Genomic DNA, 18,184 nt, shown 5'->3' on the forward strand with positions numbered 1-18,184 from the left:
TGAGCCCCGGTCATGAGTTCTGCCCTGCACGAACAACCCTACCTTGAAAGCTGGCGTTGGATGAGCCGCCAGATCCGTTGCGCGATGAACCCGGACGAGCCGCGGCTGATTGAGCACTACCTGGCCGAGGGCCGCTACCTGGCCTGTTGCACCGCCACCTCGCCGTGGATGATCTCCGAAACCGCCTTCCGCCTGCTGCTCGACACCGCTTCGGATGTCGCGCTGCCCTGGCATTGGCGCAGCCTCTGCCTCGACCAGGCCTGGCGCCCCCTGCGTGACCTCGAACGCCAATCACTGTGCCGCTGCCGCCTCAAGCGCTGGCAGAGCCATGCCTGGGCGCTGGCGACCTGCGCCCTGGCGCCCTCGATTCCCCTTATTGAACTGGTGCAAGGATCTCCCGATGAGTAATACCCGTATCGAACGCGACAGCATGGGCGAGCTGCACGTCCCGGTGGATGCCCTCTATGGCGCCCAGACCCAGCGTGCCGTGGATAATTTCCCGGTCAGCGGCCAGCGGATGCCAGCGCCATTCATCCGCGCCCTGATCCTGGCCAAGGCCGCGGCCGCCCGGGCCAACGTGGAGCTGGAGCAGATCAGCGCGGCCCAGGGCAAGGCCATCGTCGATGCCGCCCTGGGGCTGCTCGAAGGCCGTTTCATGGATCATTTTCCGGTGGATATCTTCCAGACCGGCTCCGGCACCAGCTCCAACATGAACGCCAACGAAGTGATCGCCACCCTCGCCAGCGGCCTGCTGGGAGAGACGATCAACCCGAACGACCATGTCAACTGCGGCCAGAGCAGCAACGACATCATCCCCACCAGCATACATGTCAGTGCCGCGCTTGCCTTGCATGAGCAACTGCTGCCGGCGTTGTTGCACCTGGTGCAGGTGATCGAGCGCAAGGCCGAAGAAGTCCACCCGTTCATCAAGACGGGTCGCACCCACCTGATGGACGCCATGCCGGTGCGCCTGAGCCAGGTGCTCGACGGTTGGGCGCAACAGCTCAAGGCCAATATCGGCCACTTGCAGGACCTGCTGCCGAGCCTGCAATCCCTGGCCCAGGGCGGCACGGCGGTCGGCACAGGGGTCAATGCCCATCCGCGCTTCGCCGAGCTGTTCAGCCAACAACTGACGCAATTGACCCACGTGCAATTCACCCCGGGCAAGAACCTGTTCGCGCTGATCGGCTCCCAGGACACCGCCGTGGCGGTTTCCGGACAGCTCAAGACGACGGCCGTGTCGCTGATGAAAATCGCCAACGACCTGCGCTGGATGAACTCCGGGCCGCTGGCGGGCCTGGGCGAGATCGAACTCGAAGGCCTGCAACCGGGCTCCTCGATCATGCCCGGCAAGGTCAACCCGGTCATTCCCGAAGCCACCGCGATGGTCGCGGCCCAGGTGATCGGTAACGACACGGTGATCACCCTTGCCGGTCAATCGGGCAACTTCGAATTGAACGTGATGTTGCCGATCATCGCCCAGAACCTGCTGAGCAGCATCGCCCTGATGTCCAGCGCCAGCCGCTTGCTCGCGGACAAGGCCATCGCCACGTTCAAGGTCAACGAAGCCAGGCTCAAGGAAGCGTTGTCGCGCAACCCGATCCTGGTGACCGCGCTGAATCCGATCATCGGTTACCAGAAGGCCGCTGAAATCGCCAAGAAGGCTTATCAGCAAGGCCGACCGGTTATCGATGTCGCCCTGGAACACACCGACCTGTCTCGCAGCGAACTCGAAGTCCTGCTGGACCCGGAGAAGCTCACCGCCGGCGGCGTGTAACCCCGACACCTGTGTGGAGGACTCACCATGGAACACTGGAAACGTACGATCGAACGGGCCAATCGCTGTTTCATGTTGGGCGAGCTGGTGGATGCCCGCGAAGCCTACCTGCAAGCTCTGGCGCTGGCCCAAGTGTTGTTCGAGCGCTGGGCGGATGCCGACGAAGCGGTCGCTGCTTGCGTCGTCTCCCATCACAACCTGGCGGACCTGCACTTGCGCCTGAACCAGCCGGAGGAGAGCGCCGAATACTTGTGTGCGATCCACCAACGGTTGTTGCAGACGATGCAGGACGAACGCCTGACACCGGCCCTACGCGCCGCCGCGCAACGCCAGAGCCACAAGACCTACGTCGAACTGCTGAATTTCATCAGCGAGCACGGTGAGTACCCACGCACCCAGCGCCTGCTGCATTGCAATGCCGCTACGCCCCGGCAGCGCAATGCCCCTCTTCATCATGGAGTCCATTGAACATGGCTTTTACCTTGCCTGCATTGCCCTACGCCTACGACGCCCTGGAACCGCACATCGATGCGCAAACCATGGAGATCCACTACACCAAGCATCACCAGACCTACATCAATAACCTCAACGCGGCGGTGGACGGCACCGAGTACGCCGGGTGGCCTGTCGAAAAACTGGTGTCCAGCGTGGAGCAGTTGCCGCCCAGCCTGAAGGCCGCGGTGATCAACCAGGGGGGTGGCCATGCCAATCATTCGTTGTTCTGGGAGGTGATGACGCCCCAGGGCGGCGGTTTGCCCGAGGGGGCCCTGGCGGCGGCGATCGATGCGCAACTGGGCGGTATCGAGCGTTTCAAGGAAGCGTTCACCAAAGCGGCACTGACCCGTTTCGGCAGCGGCTGGGCCTGGTTGAGCGTGACCTCGCAAAAGACCCTGGTGGTGGAGAGCAGCGGTAACCAGGACAGTCCGCTGATGAATGGCAACACGCCGATTCTTGGCCTGGACGTCTGGGAGCATGCCTATTACCTGCGCTACCAGAACCGTCGTCCGGAATACATCAGCGCCTTCTACAACGTGATCAATTGGCCTGAAGTCGCCCGACGCTATCAGGCGGCGCTGGCGTCGAGTCCTTCATGAACACCCTCCAAGGCTGACTATGGATACTCAAACACTGGCGATTGGAAGCGGACGGATGTTCCGCTATGCCTTGGGGTCATTGCTGCTGTTGGCCGGGATGACGTTATTGGCGGCCCAGGGCCTGGCGTGGCTGGATCTGGAGCCCAGGCTGTTGCGAGCTCTTCAGGGCGGCGGACTTTGTGCCTTGGGCACCGCGCTGGGGGCCGTGCCGGTGCTGGTCATCCGGCGCATGCCCCAGGCCGTGAGCGATTCGCTGCTGGGCTTCGGTGCCGGGGTGATGCTCGCTGCCACGGCGTTTTCGCTGATCGTGCCGGGCATTGCCGCGGCCGAGCAGTTGGGATTCACGCCTTGGGCGGCCAGCGGCCTTATCTGCTTTGGCATTCTGTCGGGGGCATTCGGATTGTACCTGGTGGACCGCAAGGTCTCGGCCAACCCCGAAAGGCTGGTGGCGGCGCCGGGACGCCCGATCATTGCACCGCGGATCTGGTTGTTCGTGTTCGCCATCATCGCCCACAACATTCCAGAAGGCATGGCGGTGGGCGTGTCGGCGGGCGGCGGCATGCCGGATGCCGACAGCCTGGCGATGGGCATCGCCTTGCAGGATGTCCCCGAAGGGCTGGTGATCGCGTTGGTACTGGCCACGGCTGGCATGTCGCGGGTCAAGGCGTTCCTGATTGGCGCGGCGTCAGGGCTGGTCGAGCCCGTGTTCGCGCTGCTGTGCGCCTGGTTGGTGAGCTTGGCCGAGCTGCTCTTGCCCCTGGGCCTGGCGTTGGCGGCTGGGGCGATGCTGCTGGTGGTGACCCACGAGGTCATTCCCGAATCCCGCCGCAATGGTCACGAGAAACTGGCGAGCCTGGGGTTGTTGGTGGGGTTTTGTCTGATGATGGTGCTGGATACGGCGTTGGCGTGATGCAGGTCTGGGGGAGAGGGCTTGTGGCAAGGGACTTTTGTGGCGAGGGAGCTTGCTCCCGCTGTGCTGCGAAGCAGCACCCTGTTTCATCACGGCGATGCGGCGTATGGCGGTTTACGACTGCTTCGCAGCCGAGCGGGAGCAAGCTCCCTCGCCACAAAAGCCAGCTCTGTCAGCCCAACAAGCTCGCCTGGCTTGGGCCGTTATTCGCCTTCGTCGAAGTATCGGTTGATCAGGTCCACCAGGGCATCCATCGCTTCCTTCGCCTGATCCCCTTCAGTGCTCAGGTAGATCTTGGTGCCCTTGCCGGCGGCGAGCATCATCATCGCCATGATGCTTTTACCGTCGACCGTGGACTCCGGTGTGCGGCCGACCCTGATGGTGGTGTCCTTGAACTGTCCCGCGACTCCGACAAACTTGGCCGACGCTCGGGCATGCAAACCCAGCTTGTTGATGATTTCAATTTCCTGAGCAGGCATCGCGGTGTGAATCCTTTAGCTGAGGTCGCGGTGGCGAACCTGGACATTCTTCAGGGATTTTTGCAGGAGCTGGCCGAGGCGTTCGGTCAGGTAGACGGAGCGGTGATGGCCGCCGGTACAGCCGATAGCGATCGTGACATAGGCGCGGTTGCTCGCGGCAAAGCGGGGTAGCCATTTGAGCAGGTAGCTGGAGATGTCCTGATACATTTCCTCGACGTCCGGCTGTGCGGCCAGGTAGTCGATCACTGGCTGATCGAGCCCGGACTGCTCGCGCAGTTCCGGTTTCCAATAGGGGTTGGGCAGGCAACGCACATCGAACACCAGGTCGGCGTCTACCGGCATGCCACGCTTGAAGCCGAACGACTCCACCAGGAACGCCGTGCCCGGCTCCGGTTGGTTCAGCAGGCGCAGCTTGATCGTGTCGCGCAACTGATACAGGTTCAGGTGCGTGGTGTTGACCTTCAGGTCCGCCAGGTCGGCGATCGGCCCCAACAGCTGGCTTTCATCCTCGATGGCTTCGGCCAGGGAGCGGTTGGCGTTGCTCAGCGGGTGACGCCGGCGGGTTTCGGAAAAACGCTTGAGCAGCGTCTCTTCATCGGCATCCAGGTACAACACATCGCATTGAATATGCCGGCTGCGCACTTCCTCGAGCAGTTCGGGAAAGCGCGACAGGTGGCTCGGCAGGTTGCGCGCATCGATGGACACCGCCACCAGCGGCTGCGCCAGCTCGGTGTGGATCAGGGCGCGCTCGGCCAGTTCCGGCAGCAGGCCGGCGGGCAGGTTGTCGATGCAATAGTAGCCGCTGTCCTCAAGCACGTTGAGGACCGTGCTTTTACCGGAGCCGGAGCGGCCACTGACGATGATCATGCGCATGTTTAATGACCGTTCTGCTCGTCCAGGACCACCTGGTACAGAGCTTCGTTACTCGGCGCGCTGCGCAGTTTTTCGCGCACTTCCTTGCGGTCCAGCATGCTGGCGATCTGGCGCAGCAGCTCGAGGTGCGCATCGGTCGCCGCTTCCGGAACCAGCAATACGAACAGCAGGTCGACCGGGGCGCCGTCGATGGCGTCGAAATCTATGGGGGCTTCAAGGTGCAACAGTGCGCTGATTGGCGCGGTACAACCCTTGAGGCGGCAGTGGGGAATGGCGATGCCGTTGCCAAAACCGGTGGAACCGAGTTTTTCACGGGCAACCAGCGCCTCGAAGACGTCCTGCATTCCCAGATCCGACACCTCGCGGTGGATCAGGTTGGCAATTTGTTCGAGGGCTTTCTTTTTACTGCCGCCCGGCGCGTTCACTTGGGAACGGCCGGGGGTCAGGATGGTTTCTAGTCGGATCATGGATTGGGGGGGTTAACGACCGGTCGCGCCCTGGAGGAGGCTCTGGGTCTTTTCCTTATGCTTTTTGAGTTGGCGATCCAGCTTGTCGGTCAGCAGGTCAATCGCGGCATACATGTCTGTGTGCTCTGCGTTGGCGACCACTTCTCCGCCGGGGATATGCAGCGTGGCTTCGATTTTCTGCAGCAGCTTCTCGACGTTCATCGTGACTTGCACGTTGGTGATCTTGTCGAAATGCCTCTCCAACCGGTCGAGTTTTTCGCCGATGTAGGTGCGCAGGGGTTCGGTCACTTCCAGTTGGTGTCCACTGATGTTGACTTGCATACAGCTTCTCCTTCGTTGCCAGTGCATAAAGCGGCAGGCAGAAATGCCTGCCACTGGAACGCTGTGGCGTGGCCTGTTACATCAACCGCTTGCGTTCGCTCGAAGGCGCGATCCCGAGGGATTCACGGTATTTGGCGACGGTACGGCGGGCCACCTGAATGCCTTGTGCCTCCAGTAAACCAGCGATCTTGCTGTCACTCAACGGCTTTTTCTGATTTTCCGCGGCCACCAGTTTTTTGATGATCGCGCGGATGGCCGTGGACGAGCATTCGCCGCCTTCGGAGGTGCTGACATGGCTGGAGAAAAAGTATTTCAATTCATAGATGCCCCGGGGGGTATGCATGAATTTCTGGGTGGTCACCCGGGAAATCGTCGACTCGTGCATGCCCACTGCCTCGGCAATGTCATGCAGGACCAACGGTTTCATCGCTTCGTCGCCGTATTCCAGGAAGCCGCGCTGATGCTCGACGATCTGGGTGGCCACCTTCATCAGGGTTTCGTTGCGGCTTTGCAGGCTCTTGATGAACCAGCGGGCTTCCTGCAACTGGTTGCGCATGAACGTGTTGTCGGCGCTGGTGTCGGCGCGCTTGACGAAGCCGGCGTACTGGGCGTTGACCCGCAGCTTGGGCACCGACTCCTGGTTGAGCTCCACCAGCCAGCGATCGTTGTGCTTGCGCACGATCACGTCGGGCACCACGTACTCAGGCTCAGTGGATTCGATCTGCGAGCCGGGGCGCGGGTTGAGGCTCTGGACCAGCTCGATGACCTGGCGCAGTTCATCTTCCTTGAGCTTCATGCGCCGCATCAACTGACTGTAGTCGCGACCGCCCAGCAGGTCGATGTAATCGGTGACCAATCGCTTGGCTTCGGCCAGCCATGGCGTCTTGGCAGGCAACTGGCGCAGTTGCAGCAGCAGGCACTCGCCCAGGTTGCGGGCGCCGATGCCGGCCGGTTCGAATTGCTGGATGCGATGGAGGACGGCTTCGATCTCGTCCAGCTCGATGTCGAGTTCGGGGTCGAAGGCTTCGAGGATCTCTTCGAGGGTCTCGTCCAGGTAGCCCTGGTTGTTGATGCAATCGATCAGGGTCACGGCGATCAGGCGATCGGTGTCGGACATCGGCGCCAGGTTCAGTTGCCACAGCAGGTGGCTTTGCAGGCTTTCGCCGGCCGAGGTGCGGGTGGTGAAGTCCCACTCGTCGTCATCGTTGCTGGGCAGGTTGCTGGCGCTGGTCTGGTAGACGTCTTCCCAGGCCGTGTCGACCGGCAGATCGTTGGGGATGCGCTCGTTCCATTCGCCATCCTCGAGGTTATCCACCGTTGGGGCGGCTTCCTGGTAGGACGGTTCCGGGATCTCGGTATTGGTCTTCTGCTCGACGTTGTCGGCCAGAGGATCGGTGTTGTCGAAGTCGTCGCCTTCTTCCTGGCGTTCGAGCATCGGATTGGACTCCAGGGCCTCCTGGATTTCCTGTTGCAGGTCCAGGGTCGACAATTGGAGCAGGCGGATGGCCTGTTGCAGCTGCGGTGTCATCGTCAGCTGCTGGCCCATTCTCAAGACTAGCGATGGTTTCATGGCAGGGGCTTAACACCTTATTCGCCGGCGCACATGCGCCATCCACTACAGGGCGCCGGAGCGCCAAACTTAAGCAAATTATATGCCTGAAACTGAAGTGTTTGCCTAGAGCGTCGCCATAATAAAATTAAGCGACGCCCAGGCAATTCGCCAGACACGTGTGCTTACAGCCGGAACTCATGGCCCAGGTAAACTTCCTTGACCAGGTCGTTGGCCAGGATCGCGGCGGAGTCACCTTCGGCGATCAATTGGCCGTCATTGACAATGTAGGCGGTTTCGCAGATATCCAAGGTCTCGCGCACGTTGTGGTCGGTGATCAGCACGCCGATGCCCTTGGCCTTGAGGTGATGGATGATCTGCTTGATGTCGCCCACCGAGATCGGGTCCACGCCGGCGAACGGTTCGTCGAGCAGGATGAACTTCGGTGCGGTGGCCAGGGCTCGGGCGATTTCCACGCGGCGCCGTTCGCCACCCGACAGGCTCATGCCCAGGTTGTCGCGAATGTGGCTGATGTGGAATTCCTGCAGCAGGCTTTCCAATTCCTGGCGGCGGCCGGCCTTGTCGAGCTCCTTGCGGGTCTCGAGGATCGCCATGATGTTGTCGGCGACCGACAGTTTGCGGAAGATCGACGCTTCTTGCGGCAGATAGCCGATCCCGGCCTTCGCCCGGCCGTGCATCGGCTGGTGGCTGACATCCAGGTCGTCGATCAGCACGCGACCCTGATCGGCCTGGACCAGGCCGACGATCATATAGAAGCAGGTGGTCTTGCCCGCGCCATTGGGGCCGAGCAGGCCGACGATCTGGCCGCTGTCGATGGACAGGCTGACATCACGCACGACTTGCCGGCCCTTGTAGCTCTTGGCCAAGTGCTGGGCTTTCAGAGTTGCCATTACTGGGCCTTCTGCTCGGTTTTCTTTTTAGGCTGGATCACCATGTCGATCCGCGGACGCTGCTCGGTCACTTTGCTGCCGGTGGCGCGGCCGGCGCTGGCCAGTTTCTTGACGGTGTCGTAGACGATTTTCTCGCCCTGGGTGACGTTGTTGTCCTTGTCGACGACCTTGGCACGGTCGATCAGGACCACGCGATCCTGGGCGGCGTGGTACTGGATGGTCACCCCGTAGCCCTGTACCGGCTTGGTATCGCCCGCGGTTTGCAGTTGCTCGAAATAGGCCAGGTTGCCCACCGAGGTCACCACATCGATATCGCCGGTCGGGGTGCGGGTGATGGTCACGGTGTTGCCGGTGACCTTCATCGAACCCTGGGTGATGATCACATCACCTTTATAAGTGGCGACGCCATTCTTGTCGTCGAGTTGGGCGTCGTCGGCCTGGATGCGGATAGGCTGGTCGCGGTCGTTGGGAAGAGCCCAGGCGCTCGCGCTTCCCAGTGCTGCGCCCAGACTGAGCAAAATAGGGAGGGTTTTAGCGAGCTTCATACTGTCCTCTTACGTTCGATAGCAGGTGTATCCTGCTTTCCTTCAAATACGCTTTCATGCCCGTGCCGGTCGATACACCCCCGGCGCCGTCGATTCTAACGGGTTGCTCGGTCTGCGCATATTCTTGCTGTGGGAACACGGTCATGCGTGTGCTGGTGATGATGGTCGTGCGGTTTTTCTCGTCGGTTCGGGCGACGCGTACCGAGTCGATCAGTTCCACTTCGGTACCGCCGGAATTGACTTCGGCGTGCTCGCTCTGCACGTGCCACGGGAATTCGGTGCCGCGGAACATGTTCAGGTCCGGCTTGGTGACCAGCGTAATGTCAGTGGCTTTTACGTGGTCAACCTTGTCGGACGTCATCTCATATTGCACCTTGCCATCGGGCAGGTACTGCAGGGTATGGGTGTTGGTCGCATACCAGTCGATCCGTTCCTCGACCTGGGCCGCGGGCTGGTCGAGAAACCGTTCGGGGCTGATGTTCCAATAGCCCACCGCGGCGAAAATCGCCGCGATACAGGCAAACACCGCAACGGTGCGAATCTTTTTGCTCAGCATAAATGGCTCACAGGTACGCGGCGTTGGCCGCTTCGAGGCGGCCCTGGGCGCGCAGGATCAGTTCACAGAATTCGCGGGCGGCACCTTCGCCGCCTCGCGCCGTGGTGATGCCGTGGGCATGCTCGCGCACGAAGCTGGCCGCGTTGGCGACCGCCATGCCCAGGCCGACCCGGCGAATCACCGGCAGGTCTGGCAGGTCGTCACCGAGGTAGGCCACCTGTTCATAGCTTAGGTTGAGTTGGCCCAGAAGCTCGTCCAGCACCACCAGTTTGTCTTCGCGTCCCTGGTAAAGGTGCGGGATGCCGAGGTTCTTCGCACGCCGTTCGACCACCGGGGTCTTGCGGCCGCTGATGATAGCCGTCTGTACCCCGGCGGCCATCAGCATCTTGATGCCCTGGCCGTCGAGGGTGTTGAAGGTCTTGAACTCGCTGCCGTCTTCGAGGAAGTACAGGCGACCGTCGGTCAGCACGCCGTCCACATCGAACACGGCCAGCTTGATGGCTTTGCCACGTTGCAACAGGTCTGTGTTCATTTACATGACTCCCGCACGCAGCAGATCGTGCATGTTCAGGGCGCCTACCGGACGGTCTTCGTCATCGACGACCACCAGGGCGCTGATCTTGTGGTCTTCCATGATTTTCAGGGCCTCGGCGGCGAGCATCTCGGCGCGGGCGGTCTTGCCGTGGGGGGTCATGACCTGCTCGATGGTCGCGCTGTGGATGTCGATGGTGCGGTCCAGGGTGCGGCGCAGGTCGCCGTCGGTAAAGATCCCGGCAAGCTTGCCGTCGGCCTCCAGGACCACCGTCATGCCCAGCCCCTTGCGGGTCATTTCCATGAGCGCGTCCTTGAGCAGCGTGCCGCGCACGACCTGCGGCAGTTCCTGGCCGGCGTGCATCACGTTTTCGACTTTCAGCAGCAAGCGACGGCCGAGGGCGCCACCGGGATGGGAAAAGGCGAAGTCTTCCGCGGTGAAGCCCCGGGCTTCCAGCAGCGCCACGGCCAGGGCGTCGCCCATGACCAGGGCCGCGGTGGTGGAGGAGGTCGGTGCCAGGTTCAACGGGCAGGCTTCGTGTTCGACATTGACATTGAGGTTCACTTCGGCGGCCTTGGCCAGCGGCGAGTCGGGATTGCCGGTCACGCTGATCAACTGGATGCCCAGGCGCTTGATCAGCGGCAGCAGGGTGATGATCTCGTTGGTGGAGCCGGAGTTGGACAGGGCCAGGATAATGTCGTCCCGGGTGATCATGCCCATGTCCCCATGGCTGGCTTCGGCCGGATGGACGAAAAAGGCCGTGGTGCCGGTGCTGGCGAGGGTAGCGGCGATCTTGTTGCCGATGTGCCCGGACTTGCCCATGCCGACCACGACCACGCGGCCCTTGCTGGCCAGAATCATCTCGCAGGCGCGTACGAAATCAGCGTCGATATGGGGCAGCAAGCCTTGCACGGCTTCGAGCTCGAGGCGGATGGTACGTTGTGCCGATTGAATCAGGTCGCTGGATTGGCTCATGTCTGAAATCGTATAGCCCGATGAAAAGGCGGCGATTATAGCGGTAATGAACAATTCCCTCACGTAAGTTCGTCATGCTTTGTTCAAGGGGGCACAACGTTTGACATAAAATGTGGCTTTTACCTTAAGCCAGGCTTAACGGGCGGGGCGTTGGCCTTGGGCGCTTGGCTGTTGCAGTGATATAGTTCGCCGCCGGTTCGCGTGCCCGGCGGTACCGGCGCTTGTCGGCTGCCCAGGGCATTCGAATGTGAGGCTGCATCGCAAGGAGTTTAGATGAGTGCCGACAACGCCTACGCGGTCGAGCTGAAGGGCCTGTCCTTCAAGCGAGGGACGCGCAGCATTTTCAATGACATCGATATTCGCATACCACGGGGCAAGGTCACCGGCATCATGGGGCCCTCCGGGTGTGGCAAGACCACGCTGTTGCGGCTGATGGGCGCGCAGTTGCGTCCCAGCGCCGGCGAAGTCTGGGTCAATGGCCAGAATCTTCCCCAATTGTCTCGCAGCGACCTGTTCGATGCGCGCAAGCACATGGGCGTGCTGTTTCAGAGCGGCGCGCTGTTCACCGACCTCGATGTGTTCGAGAACGTGGCGTTTCCGCTGCGGGTCCATACCGACCTGCCGCAAGAGATGATCCGCGACATCGTCCTGCTCAAGTTGCAGGCCGTCGGGCTGCGTGGCGCCATCGACCTGATGCCCGACGAGCTGTCCGGCGGCATGAAGCGGCGGGTCGCGCTGGCGCGGGCGATTGCCCTCGATCCGAAGATCCTCATGTACGACGAACCCTTCGTCGGCCAGGACCCGATCGCCATGGGTGTGCTCGTGCGGCTGATCCGCCTGCTCAACGATGCGCTGGGCATCACCAGTATCGTGGTCTCCCATGACCTGGCCGAAACCGCCAGCATTGCCGACTACATCTATGTGGTCGGCGAGGGCCAGGTGTTGGGGCAGGGCACACCGCAGGAACTGGCGGATTCGGACAACCCGCGTATTCGCCAATTCATGAAGGGTGATCCGGACGGGCCGGTGGCGTTCCATTTTCCGGCCACGGATTACCGTACCGATCTGCTGGGGAAGCGCTGATGCGCAAGAAATCACTGTTGGAAAAAGTTCGTCTGTTCGGTCGCTCCGGCATCGATGTGGTGGCGGTGCTGGGGCGTTCCTCGCTGTTCCTGATGCACGCCTTGCTCGGTCGCAACGCGACGGGCGGCGGCTTTGGCCTGCTGGTCAAGCAGTTGCACTCGGTGGGCGTGATGTCCCTGGTGATCATCGTGGTCTCCGGGATCTTCATCGGCATGGTGCTGGCGCTGCAGGGCTTCAGCATTTTGTCCAGCTACGGTTCGGAGCAGGCGGTCGGGCAGATGGTCGCCCTGACGCTGCTGCGTGAGCTGGGCCCCGTGGTGACGGCGCTGCTGTTCGCCGGGCGCGCCGGTTCGGCGCTGACGGCTGAAATCGGTAACATGAAGTCAACCGAACAGTTGTCCAGCCTGGAAATGATCGGTGTTGATCCACTCAAGTACATCATTGCCCCGCGCCTGTGGGCCGGCTTCATTTCCCTGCCGGTGCTGGCGATGATTTTCAGCGTCGTGGGGATCTGGGGCGGCTCCTGGGTGGCCGTCGACTGGCTGGGGGTCTATGAAGGTTCCTACTGGTCGAACATGCAAAACAGCGTCGACTTCCTCGATGATGTCCTCAATGGCGTGATCAAAAGTGCCGTGTTCGCGTTCGTCGTGACCTGGATCGCCGTGTTTCAAGGCTATGACTGTGAGCCCACTTCAGAGGGGATCAGCCGTGCCACAACCAAGACCGTGGTGTACGCCTCGCTGGCGGTCCTGGGCCTCGACTTTATTCTGACCGCCTTGATGTTTGGAGATTTCTGATGCAAAACCGCACCCTGGAAATCGGTGTCGGCCTTTTCTTGCTGGCTGGCATCCTGGCTTTGTTGCTGCTGGCCTTGCGGGTCAGTGGACTGGCGCCGACGGCAAGCACCGATACTTATAAACTTTATGCCAATTTTGACAATATCGCCGGTTTGACGGTCAGAGCCAAGGTGACCATGGCCGGTGTGACCATCGGCAAGGTCACGGCAATCGATCTGAACCGCGAGGATTTCACCGGTCGGGTGACGCTGCAGCTGGAAAAGCGCGTGGACAACCTGCCGACTGACTCCACGGCATCTATCCTCACGGCCGGGCTGCTGGGCGAGAAATACATTGGCATCAGCGTGGGAGGGGAGGACACCGTGCTCAAGGACGGCGGCGTCATCCATGACACGCAGTCGTCCCTGGTGCTCGAGGACCTGATCGGTAAATTCCTGCTCAATACCGTTAGCAAAGACGCCAAATGAGGAGCTTTTGAATGATCTCTATCTTGCGACGTAGCCTGTTGGTGCTGCTCGCGGCGCTGCCGTTGATGGCCAACGCCGTGGCCGCGCCTTCGGCCCATGACATCATCCAGGACACGACCACCCGGTTGTTGGCGGACCTTGCCGCCAATAAAGAGAAGTACAAGCAAGACCCCAGTGCGTTCTATGACGCGCTGAACGGCATCGTCGGCCCTGTGGTGGACGCCGATGGCATCTCCAAGAGCATCATGACCGTCAAGTACTCGCGCAAGGCTACCCCGGCGCAGATGACCCGCTTCCAGGAGAACTTCAAGCGCAGCCTGATGCAGTTCTATGGCAACGCCTTGCTGGAATACAACAACCAGGGCATCACCGTTTCCCCGGCCAAGGACGAAAGCGGCACCCGCACCAGCGTCGACATGCAGGTCAAGGGCAACAACGGCGCGGTTTACCCTGTCTCCTACACGCTGGAGAAGATCAACGGCGAGTGGAAGGTGCGCAACGTGATCATCAACGGCATCAACATCGGCAAGCTGTTCCGCGATCAGTTCGCCGACGCGATGCAGCGCAACGGCAACGACCTGGACAAGACCATCGACGGTTGGGCCGGTGAAGTCGCCAAGGCCAAGGAAGTGACCGAAGAAGCCAAAGAGAAGCAGGAACAATGATCGAGTCGGTGAGTGAGTCGGCCGTTCGTCTGGGTAACGCGGGTGAGCTGCTGCTCAGTGGCGTGCTGGACTACCGCACCGGCCCGGCCTTGCGCAAGCAGGGCCAGGCGCTGATCAAGTCCGTCGGTGCCGCCGAGGTGGTCATTGACTGCTCGGCGGTGCAGAAGTCCAGCAGTGTCGGCTTGTCGCTGCTGCTGTGCTTCATGCGGGACGCCAAGGCGGCCGGCAAAACGTGGAGCATCCGTGGGATGCCCGAAGACATGCGCGAAATAGCCCAGGTCAGCGAGCTGACCGAGCTGTTGGCGCACTCCTGACCCACATTGTTGGAAAAGTCCCCCCGTCAGAGTCCTGCTTCGCGGGGTTCGCAGGCGCGGGGCTTTTTTGTATGATGTGCGACCCGCGCGCACAGGGCGCCGATTGAGGTTGAGCATGCAGGCTGTAGAAGTGAAGAGCTTCCTTGAAGGAAAGCTGCCTGGTACGCAGGTGGAAGTTGAAGGCGAAGGCTGCAACTTCCAGCTGAACGTGATCAGCGATGAACTGGCGGCATTGAGCCCAGTGAAGCGCCAGCAGAGCATCTATGCCCATTTGAACCCATGGATTGCCGATGGCAGCATCCACGCGGTCACGATGAAATTTTTCAGCAGCGCGGCCTGGGCCGAGCGCACCTGAGCCCAAGGGCCTCGAGATTCTTATGGATAAACTGATTATTACCGGCGGCGTTCGTCTTGATGGCGAGATCCGTATTTCCGGGGCAAAGAACTCCGCCCTGCCAATCCTGGCCGCCACCCTGCTGTGCGATGGTCCTGTGACCGTGGCCAACCTGCCGCACCTGCACGACATCACCACGATGATCGAGCTGTTCGGCCGCATGGGCATCGAGCCGGTGATCGACGAGAAGCTCAGCGTCGAGATCGACCCACGCACCATCAAGACCCTGATCGCCCCGTACGAGCTGGTGAAGACCATGCGTGCGTCGATCCTGGTACTGGGCCCGATGGTCGCCCGTTTCGGTGAAGCTGAAGTCGCCTTGCCTGGCGGTTGCGCCATCGGCTCGCGTCCGGTGGACCTGCACATCCGCGGCCTGGAAGCCATGGGCGCGGTGATCGACGTCGAAGGCGGCTACATCAAGGCCAAGGCGCCGGAAGGCGGCTTGCGCGGCGCGAATTTCTTCTTCGATACCGTCAGCGTGACCGGTACCGAGAACATCATGATGGCCGCCGCACTGGCCAAGGGCCGCAGCGTGCTGCAAAACGCTGCCCGCGAGCCTGAAGTGGTCGACCTGGCGAACTTCCTGATCGCCATGGGTGCCAAGATCAGCGGTGCCGGCACTGACACCATCATCATCGATGGCGTCGAGCGCCTGCATTCGGCCACCTACAAGGTGATGCCGGATCGGATCGAAACCGGCACCTACCTGGTGGCCGCTGCCGTCACCGGTGGCCGCGTCAAGGTCAAGGACACCGATCCGACCATCCTCGAAGCCGTCCTGGAGAAACTCAAGGAAGCCGGTGCCGAAGTCACCTGCGGCGAAGACTGGATCGAAGTGAACATGCACGGCAAGCGGCCCAAGGCCGTCAACGTGCGGACCGCTCCATACCCGGCGTTCCCGACCGACATGCAGGCGCAGTTCATCTCCCTCAACGCCATTGCCGAAGGCACGGGCGCGGTCATCGAGACGATCTTCGAAAACCGCTTCATGCACGTCTACGAATTGCACCGCATGGGCGCCAAGATCCAGGTCGAAGGCAACACGGCCATCGTCACGGGCACCGAGAAGCTCAAGGGCGCGCCAGTCATGGCCACCGACCTGCGGGCGTCGGCCAGCCTGGTCATCTCGGCCCTGGTTGCCGAAGGCGATACCCTGATCGACCGCATCTACCACATCGACCGTGGCTACGAGTGCATCGAAGAAAAACTGCAGATGCTCGGCGCCAAGATCCGCCGCGTGCCGGGCTAGTTCCGGCTGCATGGGCACATGGATGTGTCCGTTGATTTCGTTTCACATCGAGGGTGTCTGCACCCTCGATGTGTGTCCGGCGCCGCTTGCGACCGGGCATGAGTACCTTGATAAGGACTGACGTTTCCCATGTTGACCATCGCACTGTCCAAGGGCCGCATCCTTGACGACACCCTGCCGCTTCTGGCTGAAGCGGGCATCGTGCCGACCGAGAATCCGGACAAGAGCCGCAAGCTGATCATCCCCACGACCCAGGCCGACGTGCGCTTGCTGATCGTGCGTGCCACCGATGTGCCGACCTATGTGGAACATGGTGCCGCCGACCTGGGCGTTGCCGGCAAGGACGTGCTGATGGAATACGGCGGCCAGGGGCTGTACGAGCCCCTGGACCTGCAGATCGCCCGTTGCAAACTGATGACCGCCGGTAAAGTCGGCGCGCCGGAGCCCAAGGGGCGTTTGCGCGTGGCGACCAAGTTCGTCAACATTGCCAAGCGTTACTACGCCGAGCAGGGCCGTCAGGTCGACATCATCAAGCTGTACGGTTCGATGGAGCTGGCGCCGCTGATCGGCCTGGCGGACAAGATCATTGACGTGGTCGACACCGGCAACACCCTGCGGGCCAACGGTCTGGAACCCCAGGATTTCATCGCTGACATCACCTCCCGGTTGATCGTCAACAAGGCGTCGATGAAAATGCAGCATGCTCGTATCCAGGCTCTGATCGATACCCTGCGCAAGGCAGTGGAATCGCGACACCGCGGCTGATTCACCTGCGCGACCTCGAGTCGCGCCCGTCTATCCGTGTCATAGCCAATTTTCTCAGGTGCCCACGCGAATGGACTGGTAGCTTAGGGCGCCTGAGCATTTGCCATTAATGAGGCCCTCGCTATGACCGCTCCCACTTCGATTCGCCGACTCAACGCTGCCGATCCGGATTTCGCACATCATCTGGATCATCTGCTGAGCTGGGAAAGCGTGTCTGACGACTCGGTCAATCAGCGGGTGCTGGACATCATCAAGGCTGTGCGCGAGCGTGGCGATGCCGCCCTGGTGGAATTCACCCAGAAATTCGACGGCCTGCAAGTGGCGTCCATGGCCGACCTGATCCTGCCGCGCGAACGCCTGGAACTGGCCCTGACCCGGATCACCGTGCCCCAGCGCGAAGCCCTGGAAAAAGCCGCGTCGCGGGTGCGCGACTATCATGAAAGGCAGAAACAGGACTCCTGGAGCTACACCGAAGCCGACGGCACGGTGCTGGGCCAGAAAGTCACGCCGCTGGACCGCGCCGGCCTGTACGTGCCGGGCGGCAAGGCATCCTATCCGTCCTCGGTGCTGATGAATGCCATCCCGGCCAAGGTCGCCGGCGTGACTGAAGTGGTCATGGTCGTCCCGACCCCGCGGGGTGAAATCAACGAGCTGGTGCTGGCCGCCGCCTGCATCGCCGGGGTGGACCGGGTATTCACCATCGGCGGAGCCCAAGCCGTGGCTGCGCTGGCCTACGGTACCGAAAGCGTGCCACGGGTGGACAAGGTGGTCGGGCCGGGCAATATCTATGTCGCCACCGCCAAGCGTCACGTGTTTGGCCAGGTCGGCATCGACATGATCGCCGGCCCTTCGGAAATCCTCGTGGTGTGCGACGGCAAGACCGATCCGGACTGGATCGCCATGGATCTGTTTTCCCAGGCCGAGCACGACGAAGACGCCCAGGCGATCCTGGTCAGCCCGGACGCCGAGTTCCTCGACAAGGTCGCCGCCAGCATCGACAAGCTGCTGCCGACCATGGACCGCGCCGAGATCATCAACACCTCGATCAACGGCCGTGGGGCGCTGATCAAGGTCGATGACATGGCGCAGGCCATCGAGGTCGCCAACCGCATCGCGCCGGAACACCTGGAATTGTCCGTTGCCGATCCGCAAGCCTGGCTGCCACAGATCCGCCACGCCGGCGCGATCTTCATGGGCCGCCACACCAGCGAGGCACTGGGCGATTATTGCGCGGGGCCCAACCACGTATTGCCGACTTCCGGCACCGCCCGCTTTTCGTCGCCGCTGGGGGTGTATGACTTCCAGAAGCGTTCCTCGATCATCTTCTGCTCCGAGCAGGGTGCTTCCGAACTGGGCAAGACCGCCTCGGTACTGGCCCGTGGCGAATCGCTGAGCGCCCACGCCCGCAGCGCCGAGTACCGTATTCTTGATGAGCCATCCGTTGAAGGGCAGGGGAACTGA

The 18,184-nt window shown here is 61.7% G+C and carries 24 protein-coding genes; 14 read left to right on the forward strand and 10 right to left on the reverse strand.

Annotation, left to right across the window (positions count from 1 at the left end; all coding sequences use genetic code 11):
- The first annotated feature begins 12 nt into the window (after positions 1-12).
- The 5 genes from BLO80_RS26710 to BLO80_RS26730 are packed head-to-tail and all read left to right on the forward strand — an operon-like array spanning position 13 to position 3,781.
- The gene (locus BLO80_RS26710; RefSeq protein ID WP_053118468.1) at positions 13-408 is read left to right on the forward strand and encodes a hypothetical protein; all 396 of its coding nucleotides are present in this window, start codon (positions 13-15) and stop codon (positions 406-408) included.
- Positions 401-1,777, forward strand: coding sequence for a class II fumarate hydratase (locus tag BLO80_RS26715; protein WP_092333318.1), 1,377 nt, complete (start codon positions 401-403; stop codon positions 1,775-1,777). The genes BLO80_RS26710 and BLO80_RS26715 overlap by 8 nt, the downstream gene beginning before the upstream one ends.
- Before the next feature lie 27 nt (positions 1,778-1,804).
- Complete coding sequence (locus BLO80_RS26720; protein WP_092333316.1) at positions 1,805-2,245, forward strand: hypothetical protein; 441 nt, start codon at positions 1,805-1,807, stop codon at positions 2,243-2,245.
- A gap of 2 nt (positions 2,246-2,247) precedes the next feature.
- Positions 2,248-2,871: a superoxide dismutase gene (locus tag BLO80_RS26725; protein ID WP_092333314.1), complete on the forward strand. Its 624-nt coding sequence runs from the start codon at positions 2,248-2,250 to the stop codon at positions 2,869-2,871.
- Positions 2,872-2,890: 19 nt separating this feature from the next.
- Complete coding sequence (locus BLO80_RS26730) at positions 2,891-3,781, forward strand: ZIP family metal transporter (protein ID WP_092333311.1); 891 nt, start codon at positions 2,891-2,893, stop codon at positions 3,779-3,781.
- 203 nt (positions 3,782-3,984) lie between these two features.
- Here the strand turns inward: BLO80_RS26730 and BLO80_RS26735 are convergent, their stop codons facing one another.
- The 10 genes from BLO80_RS26735 to BLO80_RS26780 all read right to left on the reverse strand — a co-directional run bounded on the left by BLO80_RS26735 (position 3,985) and on the right by BLO80_RS26780 (position 10,989).
- The gene (locus tag BLO80_RS26735; RefSeq protein ID WP_092333309.1) at positions 3,985-4,260 is read right to left on the reverse strand and encodes an HPr family phosphocarrier protein; all 276 of its coding nucleotides are present in this window, start codon (positions 4,258-4,260) and stop codon (positions 3,985-3,987) included.
- A gap of 15 nt (positions 4,261-4,275) precedes the next feature.
- Positions 4,276-5,133, reverse strand: coding sequence for an RNase adapter RapZ (rapZ, locus tag BLO80_RS26740; RefSeq protein ID WP_092333307.1), 858 nt, complete (start codon positions 5,131-5,133; stop codon positions 4,276-4,278).
- A gap of 2 nt (positions 5,134-5,135) precedes the next feature.
- The gene (gene ptsN / locus BLO80_RS26745) at positions 5,136-5,600 is read right to left on the reverse strand and encodes a PTS IIA-like nitrogen regulatory protein PtsN (RefSeq protein WP_092333305.1); all 465 of its coding nucleotides are present in this window, start codon (positions 5,598-5,600) and stop codon (positions 5,136-5,138) included.
- Between the two features lie 12 nt (positions 5,601-5,612).
- Positions 5,613-5,921 carry a ribosome hibernation-promoting factor, HPF/YfiA family gene (hpf, locus tag BLO80_RS26750; protein WP_003178005.1) on the reverse strand — a complete coding sequence of 103 codons (309 nt, stop codon included), beginning with the start codon at positions 5,919-5,921 and terminating at the stop codon, positions 5,613-5,615.
- Between the two features lie 76 nt (positions 5,922-5,997).
- Complete coding sequence (locus tag BLO80_RS26755) at positions 5,998-7,491, reverse strand: RNA polymerase factor sigma-54 (protein ID WP_092333303.1); 1,494 nt, start codon at positions 7,489-7,491, stop codon at positions 5,998-6,000.
- Positions 7,492-7,655: 164 nt separating this feature from the next.
- Entirely contained in the window at positions 7,656-8,381 is a 726-nt protein-coding gene (lptB, locus tag BLO80_RS26760) for an LPS export ABC transporter ATP-binding protein (protein ID WP_072410876.1), read from the reverse strand.
- Entirely contained in the window at positions 8,381-8,926 is a 546-nt protein-coding gene (lptA, locus tag BLO80_RS26765) for a lipopolysaccharide transport periplasmic protein LptA (RefSeq protein ID WP_092205006.1), read from the reverse strand. Before lptA ends, lptB begins: the two co-directional genes overlap by 1 nt.
- Entirely contained in the window at positions 8,913-9,482 is a 570-nt protein-coding gene (gene lptC, locus BLO80_RS26770) for an LPS export ABC transporter periplasmic protein LptC (RefSeq protein WP_092333301.1), read from the reverse strand. Before lptC ends, lptA begins: the two co-directional genes overlap by 14 nt.
- A gap of 7 nt (positions 9,483-9,489) precedes the next feature.
- A complete protein-coding gene (locus BLO80_RS26775; RefSeq protein WP_060739154.1) occupies positions 9,490-10,014 on the reverse strand; it encodes a KdsC family phosphatase in 525 nt (174 codons plus the stop codon).
- Entirely contained in the window at positions 10,015-10,989 is a 975-nt protein-coding gene (locus tag BLO80_RS26780; protein WP_092333299.1) for a KpsF/GutQ family sugar-phosphate isomerase, read from the reverse strand.
- Positions 10,990-11,262: 273 nt separating this feature from the next.
- Here BLO80_RS26780 and BLO80_RS26785 point away from each other — a divergent pair, with 273 nt between their 5' ends.
- The 9 genes from BLO80_RS26785 to hisD all read left to right on the forward strand — a co-directional run bounded on the left by BLO80_RS26785 (position 11,263) and on the right by hisD (position 18,184).
- Positions 11,263-12,072 carry an ATP-binding cassette domain-containing protein gene (locus tag BLO80_RS26785; protein ID WP_092333297.1) on the forward strand — a complete coding sequence of 270 codons (810 nt, stop codon included), beginning with the start codon at positions 11,263-11,265 and terminating at the stop codon, positions 12,070-12,072.
- The gene (mlaE, locus tag BLO80_RS26790; protein ID WP_092333295.1) at positions 12,072-12,869 is read left to right on the forward strand and encodes a lipid asymmetry maintenance ABC transporter permease subunit MlaE; all 798 of its coding nucleotides are present in this window, start codon (positions 12,072-12,074) and stop codon (positions 12,867-12,869) included. Before BLO80_RS26785 ends, mlaE begins: the two co-directional genes overlap by 1 nt.
- On the forward strand, positions 12,869-13,336 hold the full coding sequence (gene mlaD, locus BLO80_RS26795; protein WP_003178020.1) for an outer membrane lipid asymmetry maintenance protein MlaD: 468 nt from the start codon (positions 12,869-12,871) through the stop codon (positions 13,334-13,336). Before mlaE ends, mlaD begins: the two co-directional genes overlap by 1 nt.
- Before the next feature lie 11 nt (positions 13,337-13,347).
- Positions 13,348-14,001, forward strand: a complete 654-nt coding sequence (locus BLO80_RS26800) for an MlaC/ttg2D family ABC transporter substrate-binding protein (protein WP_092333293.1) — start codon at positions 13,348-13,350, stop codon at positions 13,999-14,001.
- Between the two features lie 8 nt (positions 14,002-14,009).
- Complete coding sequence (locus BLO80_RS26805) at positions 14,010-14,315, forward strand: STAS domain-containing protein (protein WP_092333328.1); 306 nt, start codon at positions 14,010-14,012, stop codon at positions 14,313-14,315.
- 115 nt (positions 14,316-14,430) lie between these two features.
- A complete protein-coding gene (locus tag BLO80_RS26810) occupies positions 14,431-14,670 on the forward strand; it encodes a BolA family protein (RefSeq protein ID WP_007953556.1) in 240 nt (79 codons plus the stop codon).
- Between the two features lie 22 nt (positions 14,671-14,692).
- Entirely contained in the window at positions 14,693-15,958 is a 1,266-nt protein-coding gene (gene murA, locus BLO80_RS26815; RefSeq protein ID WP_092333291.1) for a UDP-N-acetylglucosamine 1-carboxyvinyltransferase, read from the forward strand.
- 129 nt (positions 15,959-16,087) lie between these two features.
- Positions 16,088-16,723, forward strand: coding sequence for an ATP phosphoribosyltransferase (gene hisG, locus BLO80_RS26820; RefSeq protein WP_003197870.1), 636 nt, complete (start codon positions 16,088-16,090; stop codon positions 16,721-16,723).
- 123 nt (positions 16,724-16,846) lie between these two features.
- Positions 16,847-18,184 carry a histidinol dehydrogenase gene (gene hisD / locus BLO80_RS26825; protein ID WP_092333289.1) on the forward strand — a complete coding sequence of 446 codons (1,338 nt, stop codon included), beginning with the start codon at positions 16,847-16,849 and terminating at the stop codon, positions 18,182-18,184.

This window comes from Pseudomonas sp. NFACC56-3 (assembly GCF_900100025.1).
Classification (GTDB): domain Bacteria; phylum Pseudomonadota; class Gammaproteobacteria; order Pseudomonadales; family Pseudomonadaceae; genus Aquipseudomonas; species Aquipseudomonas fluorescens_AA.

Excerpts from the sequence above, each read along its gene's own strand:
- BLO80_RS26810 (WP_007953556.1), top strand. The coding sequence starts at position 14,431 with ATGCAGGCTGTAGAAGTGAAGAGCTTCCTTGAAGGAAAGCTGCCTGGT.
- BLO80_RS26775 (WP_060739154.1), bottom strand. The coding sequence starts at position 10,014 with ATGAACACAGACCTGTTGCAACGTGGCAAAGCCATCAAGCTGGCCGTG.
- lptA (WP_092205006.1), bottom strand. The coding sequence starts at position 8,926 with ATGAAGCTCGCTAAAACCCTCCCTATTTTGCTCAGTCTGGGCGCAGCA.
- lptC (WP_092333301.1), bottom strand. The coding sequence starts at position 9,482 with ATGCTGAGCAAAAAGATTCGCACCGTTGCGGTGTTTGCCTGTATCGCG.
- BLO80_RS26720 (WP_092333316.1), top strand. The coding sequence starts at position 1,805 with ATGGAACACTGGAAACGTACGATCGAACGGGCCAATCGCTGTTTCATG.
- BLO80_RS26755 (WP_092333303.1), bottom strand. The coding sequence starts at position 7,491 with ATGAAACCATCGCTAGTCTTGAGAATGGGCCAGCAGCTGACGATGACA.
- BLO80_RS26725 (WP_092333314.1), top strand. The coding sequence starts at position 2,248 with ATGGCTTTTACCTTGCCTGCATTGCCCTACGCCTACGACGCCCTGGAA.
- ptsN (WP_092333305.1), bottom strand. The coding sequence starts at position 5,600 with ATGATCCGACTAGAAACCATCCTGACCCCCGGCCGTTCCCAAGTGAAC.
- BLO80_RS26800 (WP_092333293.1), top strand. The coding sequence starts at position 13,348 with ATGATCTCTATCTTGCGACGTAGCCTGTTGGTGCTGCTCGCGGCGCTG.
- BLO80_RS26735 (WP_092333309.1), bottom strand. The coding sequence starts at position 4,260 with ATGCCTGCTCAGGAAATTGAAATCATCAACAAGCTGGGTTTGCATGCC.
- rapZ (WP_092333307.1), bottom strand. The coding sequence starts at position 5,133 with ATGCGCATGATCATCGTCAGTGGCCGCTCCGGCTCCGGTAAAAGCACG.
- BLO80_RS26730 (WP_092333311.1), top strand. The coding sequence starts at position 2,891 with ATGGATACTCAAACACTGGCGATTGGAAGCGGACGGATGTTCCGCTAT.
- mlaD (WP_003178020.1), top strand. The coding sequence starts at position 12,869 with ATGCAAAACCGCACCCTGGAAATCGGTGTCGGCCTTTTCTTGCTGGCT.
- murA (WP_092333291.1), top strand. The coding sequence starts at position 14,693 with ATGGATAAACTGATTATTACCGGCGGCGTTCGTCTTGATGGCGAGATC.
- BLO80_RS26780 (WP_092333299.1), bottom strand. The coding sequence starts at position 10,989 with ATGAGCCAATCCAGCGACCTGATTCAATCGGCACAACGTACCATCCGC.
- BLO80_RS26710 (WP_053118468.1), top strand. The coding sequence starts at position 13 with ATGAGTTCTGCCCTGCACGAACAACCCTACCTTGAAAGCTGGCGTTGG.
- lptB (WP_072410876.1), bottom strand. The coding sequence starts at position 8,381 with ATGGCAACTCTGAAAGCCCAGCACTTGGCCAAGAGCTACAAGGGCCGG.
- hisG (WP_003197870.1), top strand. The coding sequence starts at position 16,088 with ATGTTGACCATCGCACTGTCCAAGGGCCGCATCCTTGACGACACCCTG.
- BLO80_RS26785 (WP_092333297.1), top strand. The coding sequence starts at position 11,263 with ATGAGTGCCGACAACGCCTACGCGGTCGAGCTGAAGGGCCTGTCCTTC.
- hisD (WP_092333289.1), top strand. The coding sequence starts at position 16,847 with ATGACCGCTCCCACTTCGATTCGCCGACTCAACGCTGCCGATCCGGAT.
- mlaE (WP_092333295.1), top strand. The coding sequence starts at position 12,072 with ATGCGCAAGAAATCACTGTTGGAAAAAGTTCGTCTGTTCGGTCGCTCC.
- hpf (WP_003178005.1), bottom strand. The coding sequence starts at position 5,921 with ATGCAAGTCAACATCAGTGGACACCAACTGGAAGTGACCGAACCCCTG.
- BLO80_RS26715 (WP_092333318.1), top strand. The coding sequence starts at position 401 with ATGAGTAATACCCGTATCGAACGCGACAGCATGGGCGAGCTGCACGTC.